The 3,337-nt window shown below is 67.4% G+C and carries 4 protein-coding genes; all 4 read left to right on the top strand.

The window, feature by feature from the left end; translation table 11 throughout:
• The first annotated feature begins 36 nt into the window (after positions 1-36).
• Positions 37-819, top strand: a complete 783-nt coding sequence (gene rnc, locus VF697_RS05385) for a ribonuclease III (protein ID WP_331092408.1) — start codon at positions 37-39, stop codon at positions 817-819.
• A 77-nt stretch (positions 820-896) separates the two neighbouring features.
• Entirely contained in the window at positions 897-1,454 is a 558-nt protein-coding gene (locus tag VF697_RS05380) for a peptidylprolyl isomerase (RefSeq protein WP_331092407.1), read from the top strand.
• Between the two features lie 142 nt (positions 1,455-1,596).
• A complete protein-coding gene (gene era / locus VF697_RS05375; RefSeq protein WP_331092406.1) occupies positions 1,597-2,538 on the top strand; it encodes a GTPase Era in 942 nt (313 codons plus the stop codon).
• Positions 2,539-2,553: 15 nt separating this feature from the next.
• The coding region (locus VF697_RS05370; RefSeq protein WP_331092405.1) for a ribosome biogenesis GTPase Der at positions 2,554-3,337 on the top strand (784 nt) is incomplete at its 3' end.

Here is a 3,337-nt window from a genome sequence, read left to right as displayed (position 1 = left end):
GCCGAGGAGCTCGCGAGCCAGCTCGCGGAGTAGCCCGTGCCCAAGCTGCTACCCGACGAGCGAGTGAAGGCCCTGGAGGAGCGGCTCGGGACGACGTTCCCGCGGCCCGAACTGGCCCTCACCGCGCTCACCCACAAGAGCTGGGTGAACGAACACCGGGGCGAGGGTTTCCAGGACAACGAGCGGCTGGAGTTCCTCGGGGACGCGGTGTTGAACCTGGCGGTGGGCCACCGGCTGATGGAGCGCTTCCCCCAGATGAAGGAGGGGGAGCTCACGCCGCTGCGTGCCCGCATCGTCAACGAGGAGGGCCTGTCGCGCATTGCCCGGCGGCTGGCGCTGGGCGAGCTGCTGCAGCTCGGACGGGGCGAGGAGCTGAGCGGCGGCCGGGAGAAGAGCTCGCTGCTGGCCAACGCGGTGGAGGCCGTCTTCGCCGCGGTGTACCTGGGCTCCGGGCTGGAGCCGGTGATGGCGCTGGTGGACCGGCACTTCTCCGAGGCGCTGGACGGGGTGGCGCAGGCGCTGAGCCGGCAGGACTACAAGACGAAGCTGCAGGAGGCGGCGCAGGAGCGGCTCAAGCTGACGCCCCGCTATCAAATCGTCTCCGAGACGGGCCCCGACCACGAGAAGGTCTTCGAGGTGGAGGTGGTGCTGGGCGCGGACGTGTACGGGCGCGCCAGTGGCCGTAGCAAGAAGGACGCCGAGCAGGTCGCCGCCCGGCTCTCCCTGGAGATGATGGACCGGGGGGAGGAGAAGCTCGGACAGGCCCCGGAGGCGGCTCCGACGCCCGTTTCGGGTCCGAAGGATGACACCCCGGCCTGAAACTGCTTGGCCGCCCTGGAGGTGGCGAATAAGGTCCGCCGCCCATCCGCTAGTGGGTTTCGACCCGGGAGGCTTCCATGGGAATGATGGACGAGGCGCGTGCGGGCAAGGATCTCTACGCCACCTTCGATACGACGGAAGGTCAGATCGTGGTGAAGCTCTTCGCGAAGGACGCGCCGGAGACGGTGCAGAACTTCGTGGGGCTGGCCACGGGAGAGAAGGAGTGGACGCACCCGGCGACGAACGAGCGCATGACGGGCAAGCCGCTCTACGACGGGACGATCTTCCACCGCTGCATCGGGGACTTCATGATCCAGGGCGGGGATCCGCTCGGCCGGGGCACGGGCGGTCCCGGGTACAAGTTCAAGGATGAGTTCCAGAGCGGCCGCCGTTTCGACAGGAAGGGCCTGCTGGCCATGGCCAACGCCGGTCCGAACACCAACGGCAGCCAGTTCTTCATCACGGTGGTGCCGACGCCGCACCTCACCAACCGGCACACCATCTTCGGCGAGGTCGTGAAGGGCCAGGACGTCGCCGATCGCATCGCCAACGAGATTCCCAAGGGCCCGGGCGACCGGCCGCGAACGGACGTGAAGATCAACAAGCTGACCATCTCGACCGCCGCGCCGGGTTGAGCCGTCCAGACCGCCCGGAAGGCGGTTGCCTGCCTGCCCCATAGGGCATGGATGGGCCGGACGTCTTATGTAGTGCCGTAGTTCCTGGGGTCCCCTGAAGAGAGGGGACCTTCAGACCACCTTCGACCTTCAGAAGCTTCAGATGCCTCCTCAGATACACCGCAGCGGGTTCGCCGCGCTCATTGGCCGCCCCAACGTGGGCAAGAGCACGCTGCTGAATCAACTTACCGGCGAGAAGCTCGCCATCGTCTCCCCCAAGCCGCAGACCACCCGGAACCGGATTCTGGGCGTGGTGACGCGGCCGGAGGGGCAGGTGGCCTTCCTCGACACGCCCGGCATCCACCAGGCCAAGGGCGAGCTCAACCGCTACATGGTGGACATCGCCCTGCAGGCGGTGGACGACGTGGACCTCGTCCTCTTCGTCGTCGAGCCGACGCCCTCCGAGACGCCCGGGGTGGGTCCGGGCAACCGCTTCATCCTCGAGCGGCTGCAGAAGTCGAAGAAGCCCACCTTCCTCGTCATCAACAAGATCGACACGATACCGAAGCCGGTACTGCTGCCGCTCATCGAGCTGTACCGCAAGGAATTCCCTTTCGCCGAGGTGGTGCCCATCTCCGCACGCGAGGAAGACGGGGTGGAGCAGCTCTTCCAGGCGGTGCTTCAGCACATGCCGGAGGGCGAGCCGCTCTTCCCCGAGGATGTGCTGACGGACCAGGCGGAGAAGACGCTGGTGCAGGAGTACATCCGCGAGCAGGTGCTGCGGCACTGCCGGCAGGAGATTCCGTACTCCACGGCGGTGCTGGTGGACTTCTTCGACGAGTCCGAGCGCGAGCCGCTGCCTGGAACACCCCCCAGCAAGCTCGCCGGCCTCATCCGGATTGCCGCCTCCATCTACGTGGAGCGCGACAGCCAGAAGGCCATCATCATCGGCAAGCAGGGGCAGATGCTGAAGACGATCGGGACGGACGCGCGCAAATCCATCCAGCGGTTGCTGGGGACGCACGTGTACCTCTCGCTACGGGTCCGGGTGGAGCCTCGCTGGAGCGAGCGTCCCGAGGGCCTCAAGAAGTTGGGTTACGAGTAGTCAGGAAGTGAAGCCATGAAGCCTCTGGTCGCAATCGTGGGTCGCCCCAACGTGGGCAAGTCCACGCTCTTCAATCGCCTCGCCCGGCGCCGCATCGCGCTGGTGGAGGACGTGCCCGGGGTGACCCGGGATCGGCATTACTGGGACGTGGAGTACGAGGGCCGCGAGCTCACCATCATCGACACGGGCGGCTTCGTGCCCGGCGAGAAGGACTCGCTGCTGCAGCAGGTGCGCGAACAGGCGCAGCTGGCGGTGGAGGAGTGCGACGCCATCGTCTTCGTGACGGACGCGCGCGCCGGCCTCACCACGGCGGACCAGGAGGTGGCCAACTACCTGCGCCAGAGTGGCAAGCCGGTGGTGGTGGCCGCCAACAAGCTGGACAGCGAGTCGCACACCCTCCAGGCCCACTCCGCCGAGTTCTTCCGGCTGGGACTGGGGGACGTGTTCCCCATCTCGGCCGAGCACGGGCTCGGGGTGGGCACGATGATGGAGGCGGTGGTGGGCAAGCTGCCGCCGCTGACGCCCGAGGAGCTGGCCGTCATCGCCAAGGCCGAGAAGGCCGAGAAGGACGCCGAGGAGCGGGCGGAGTGGGGTGAGGAGCTCCCGGAGGGCATGGAGGAGGAGCCGCCCCCCGAGGAGGAGGAAGAGGAGCGCCCCATCCGGGTGGCCATCATCGGCCGGCCCAACGTGGGCAAGAGCACCCTGGTCAACGCCCTGCTGAAACAGAAGCGGGTGGTGGCCAGCGAGATTCCAGGCACCACGCGGGATCCGATCGACTCGGAGCTCATGTACAAGGATC

The organism is Archangium sp. (genome assembly GCF_036388035.1).
Taxonomy (GTDB): Bacteria; Myxococcota; Myxococcia; order Myxococcales; family Myxococcaceae; genus Archangium.
Note: the sequence above shows the minus strand (reverse complement) of the source record. Positions and strands in the feature narration are given on the sequence as shown.

Bases quoted from the DNA above. Each gene is read 5' to 3' on its own strand.
- VF697_RS05380 (WP_331092407.1), top strand. From the start codon at position 897: ATGGGAATGATGGACGAGGCGCGTGCGGGCAAGGATCTCTACGCCACC.
- era (WP_331092406.1), top strand. From the start codon at position 1,597: ATGCCTCCTCAGATACACCGCAGCGGGTTCGCCGCGCTCATTGGCCGC.